Source organism: Bacteroides cellulosilyticus DSM 14838 (assembly GCF_000158035.1).
In the GTDB taxonomy this organism is placed as follows: domain Bacteria; phylum Bacteroidota; class Bacteroidia; order Bacteroidales; family Bacteroidaceae; genus Bacteroides; species Bacteroides cellulosilyticus.
On record NZ_EQ973489.1, the window covers coordinates 365921 to 370584 of the forward strand.

Sequence of the window (4664 nt, forward strand, 5' to 3'; positions counted from 1 at the left end):
TTGAATTCTGCCATTGCCTTTTTGTCCTTCAACGTACCCATCTGTTTCAGATCGGCATACATGGGGTGGAACGCATAAATGGATATGCTGTTGTACGGATAAGAATCCGTCCATGTATGTGTCATGGTGGTGTCGTTGATAGGTAATATCTGTACGGCTTTCTGGCGGGTAAGTACAGCCCAGTCTATCATTTGTTTCAGGTCGCCAAAGTCACCTACTCCGAAGCTCTTTTCGGAGCGCAGCGAGAAGATGGGCACGGCTACTCCGGCACCTTTCCAGTCGGGTAGGGCGAAGTAAACGTAACGGTCACCGATCACCAGTGTTTCGTTAGCGCCTATCTGCGGATCGGCCATGTAGCGGTTGGGGTTGTTTTCCCATGCCACGGCACGACGCTCTTTCTTATTATAAAGGATGAATTTATACTCCAGCGGGAAGCTGATTTTCGAGGCGTCTACTTCAACCTGCCATTCCGGGAAGTTGGCGTCGCTCATCAGAACGGCTTTATCCGCATCCCAATCTCCCAGAACTTTCTGGTTGCCGCAAATGCCCAGACAGTGATCATTGTCGATACATGGAGCATACGCCTTGATCAATAATCCTTTCTTGTGGCTCTTTGGAGCGGCGTTACGTTCGGGATGTGCAAGCAGGGACTCCGTGAAAGCAGACGTGTAGAAGTATTGCTGTTCGGGCAGATTCTTCCAGCAGTCTTGCAGGCGGTAGACTTTCTTCTTGTCAGCCGATACATAGAGCGTGCGGGGAAGGCTGTTCCACTCCGTACGTGTATCTTTGCCGTCGCGATAAATGTGATAACTGTATTGTACGATGCCGTTTTCAGGCGCTTGAATGTCCGCATCTAAAGTCCAGTGAATGCCATCCACTGTTTGTAAAGGTATGGCTTTACCGGGCTGATTGTTGCCCAGTTCAAGAATAGATCCTAAGACTCTAACCTCTTCACCCCAACTTGTGCGGTACTCGATATGAAAAGATAGTATCATATAATATTAGATTTAGTAATAGCTGCATTGATTATGCAAGTATAGACATTATTCCGCATAATCAAGCAGCTACCGCTATCTAAGTTTTTTAAATTCCTATGCAAACGTTTGTGCTTGCATTTCGCAGATCTGTTTTTATCCGCAACGTGAAGCTCCGCAAGTGGTACAAATGAGGCAACCTTCCTGATATACAAGTGTTTCGTTGCCGCAGTTCGGACATTTCTTGCCTTTGGCTTCTGTGCCGTCCGTTATGTATTTCTTCAATGCGCGTTCCACACCGTTCTTCCAGGTATTGATGCTTTCGCTGTCCAGTTGCAGAGAGCCGACCAGCTTGATAACCTGTTCGATAGGCATACGATAACGCAATACTCCGGAGATCAGTTTGGCGTAGTTCCAGTATTCCTTGTTGAACTTTTCGGACAGACCTTCAATGGTGACTTTATATCCGCGTTTGTTCTGGAACTGGAAGTCGTAACGCTTGCTGCCGTCCTTGTCCACCTTCTTAATAATGTGTCCGGAAGTAACGTTCTTCGGCAGAATAATGCCTTCATCGTCGTCCTGAAGACCGGTGAAGATTTCGTAAGGATGTCCGTCCAGCAAACCGACGAATGCCACCCACTTTTCTTTATTATTCTGGAAACGTACGATGTCGGCATCCAGAACTGTCGGGCGGGTTTCTACTACCGTAGGCGGTTTGCAAGGAGGCATTTCTTCTTTCTTATCGCTCTTGGCAGAAATGAGTACGCCCGAACGTGAACCGTCACGATAAACCGTACAACCTTTACAACCGGATTTCCATGCTTCTACATACAGGCGGTTTACCAGGTCTTCATCCACATCGTTCGGCAGGTTGATGGTCACACTGATGGAGTGGTCTACCCATTTCTGGATACGTCCCTGCATCTTGACTTTCATCAGCCAGTCTACGTCGTTTGAGGTTGCTTTATAATAAGGTGATTGCTCAACCAATACGTCGATCTCTTCTTGTGTGTAACGTTTGGAAGGATTGTGTCCTTGCGCTTCCATCCATGTAACAAACTTGGGGTGGAAGACAATATATTCTTCAAAAGCATCTCCGGTTTCATCCACGAAGTCTACGTGTACGTTAGTGTCGTTCGGATTTACTTTACGGCGACGTTTGTATACGGGCAAGAATACAGGCTCGATACCTGAGGTAGTCTGAGTCATCAGACTGGTGGTTCCCGTCGGTGCAATGGTAAGGCAGGCAATATTGCGGCGGCCGTATTTCTTCATATCCTCATACAACTGGGGATCTGCTTCGCGCAAACGATTGATGAACGGATTATTCTTTTCACGTTCGGTATCGTAAATTTCGAATGCACCACGTTCTTTTGCCATTTCCACTGATGAACGGTAAGCACTCAGGGCAACGGTCTTGTGCACTTTTTCAGAGAATTCAGTAGCTTCTTCCGTACCGTAACGCAATCCCAATGCAGCAAGCATATCACCTTCGGCAGTAATACCTACACCGGTACGGCGTCCTTGTCCACTCTTCTTATAAATCTTGTCCCACAATATACGTTCTGTATGTTTCACATCTTCGCTTTCGGGGTCAGCATCAATCTTTTCCATGATGCGTTCTATCTTCTCCAATTCCAGATCGATGATATCGTCCATAATGCGTTGAGCCAACGCTACATGTTTCTGGAACAATTCAAAGTCAAAGTATGCATCCGGTTTGAAGGGGTTTACCACATAAGAATAAAGATTGATAGCCAGCAAACGGCAGGAGTCATACGGGCACAAGGGAATTTCACCACATGGATTGGTGGAAACAGTGCGATATCCCAGGTCTGCATAACAATCGGGTACGGATTCTTTTAATATGGTATCCCAGAACAATACACCCGGTTCTGCCGATTTCCATGCATTGTGAACGATCTTCTTCCACAAATTGGTTGCATTGATTTCCTTCTGCACAGTTGGTTCAGCGGCATTGACAGGATATTGTTGAATATATGGAGTACCTGTGATGGCAGCGGTCATAAATGCATCGTCCAGTTTCACAGATACATTGGCACCTGTTACTTTGCCTTCCGTCATTTTAGCATCGATGAACGCTTCTGAATCGGGATGTTTGATAGATACACTTAGCATCAGTGCGCCACGCCGTCCGTCCTGAGCAACTTCACGTGTAGAATTGGAGTAACGCTCCATAAATGGCACCAGGCCGGTGGAGGTTAAAGCCGAATTTTTCACCGGAGAACCTTTCGGGCGGATGTGCGACAAATCGTGTCCTACACCACCACGGCGCTTCATGAGTTGTACTTGTTCTTCGTCTATTTTGAAGATGGCACCATAAGAATCCGCCTCTCCATCTACTCCGATCACGAAGCAGTTAGACAAAGAAGCTACCTGATAGTTGTTACCAATTCCGGTCATCGGACTTCCCTGCGGAACGATGTACTTGAAGTGGTCGAGCAGATCGAATAGTTCCTCTGCACTTAATGGATTAGAGTATTTAGCCTCGATACGGGCTACTTCATTGGCTATTCTCCAATGCATGTCTTTCGGAGACTTCTCGTAAATATTTCCGAAAGAGTCTTTTACTGCGTACTTGTTTACCCAAACACGCGCAGCTAACTCGTCGCCCTGAAAATATCGTAAAGATTCTTCATAAGCTTCCTCGTAAGAATAAGTTTGTTTTTCCACGATTCTTTTTTCCTTAGATTTATTTTTTAATAAGTAAGAGTGTAGAAGTGATACCTATCATTAACAAATGCGATTGCAAAGCTAAGAATGTTTTTTGTTATAGCAAAATAAAAACAGAATAAATTATGAACAGACTATGAGATTTCCATTTTTTGAATAATAGATTGCTGATTTATAAAATATTAGCATTGTTGTGTGAACAAAAAGTTTCCAAAAAAGAAAATTGTTTCTAGACTTTGATTAAACAGGCTAATTGATTTTAGAAAACGTAGATAAACTTTAAACTCGTTATTTGACAACAAATTGCTATTCTTTTTCTATATTTGCAAAAAAATAAAAGAATGGAAATCCTAAAACAGAGAAGAACAATCCGTAAATATCAACAGAAAGATATTTCTTCAGATTTGTTAAATGATTTGCTTGATTCTGCATTTCGAGCCTCTACAGTCGGAAATATGCAGGTGTACAGTGTAATTGTAACGCGTGATGCAGAACGGAAGGCTAGGTTGGCACCGGCTCACTTCAATCAGCCGATGGTGAAAACTGCACCTGTGGTTTTGACGTTTTGTATAGACCTGCGCCGTTTTACTAAATGGTGCGAACAGCGAAAAGCAACTCCCGGGTATAATAATTTAGAGTGGTTCGTAACCGGCTCTGTAGATGCCCTGCTGGCAGCACAGACTTTTTGTGTGGCTGCGGAAGAAAAAGGATTAGGTATATGTTATCTGGGTACGACGACTTACAATCCGCAAATGATAATCGAAGCCCTGGAGCTACCGGAATTGGTATTTCCTATTACAACAGTGACGGTAGGTTGGCCTGCCGAGGAGCCTGCACAGGTAGATCGATTGCCGCTGGAAGCTATTGTGCATGAGGAGACGTATCATGATTATACTCCTGAAGATATAGATCGCCTGTATGCCTATAAGGAATCTTTGCCCGAAAATAAGCAATTTATTTTTGAAAACAACAAAGAAACCTTGGCTCAAGTCTTTA

General features: G+C 44.4%; 3 protein-coding genes. 1 reads left to right on the forward strand and 2 read right to left on the reverse strand.

Annotated features, from left to right (window positions below; genetic code table 11):
- Both BACCELL_RS04130 and BACCELL_RS04135 read right to left on the reverse strand, forming a co-directional pair.
- On the reverse strand, positions 1 to 995 hold a 995-nt coding region (locus BACCELL_RS04130), incomplete at its 3' end, for a 4-alpha-glucanotransferase (RefSeq protein WP_007210307.1).
- Between the two features lie 135 nt (positions 996 to 1130).
- Complete coding sequence (locus BACCELL_RS04135; protein WP_007210308.1) at positions 1131 to 3668, reverse strand: adenosylcobalamin-dependent ribonucleoside-diphosphate reductase; 2538 nt, start codon at positions 3666 to 3668, stop codon at positions 1131 to 1133.
- Positions 3669 to 4009: 341 nt separating this feature from the next.
- Between BACCELL_RS04135 and BACCELL_RS04140 the strand changes: the two genes are divergently transcribed.
- On the forward strand, positions 4010 to 4664 hold a 655-nt coding region (locus BACCELL_RS04140; RefSeq protein ID WP_007210309.1), incomplete at its 3' end, for an NADPH-dependent oxidoreductase.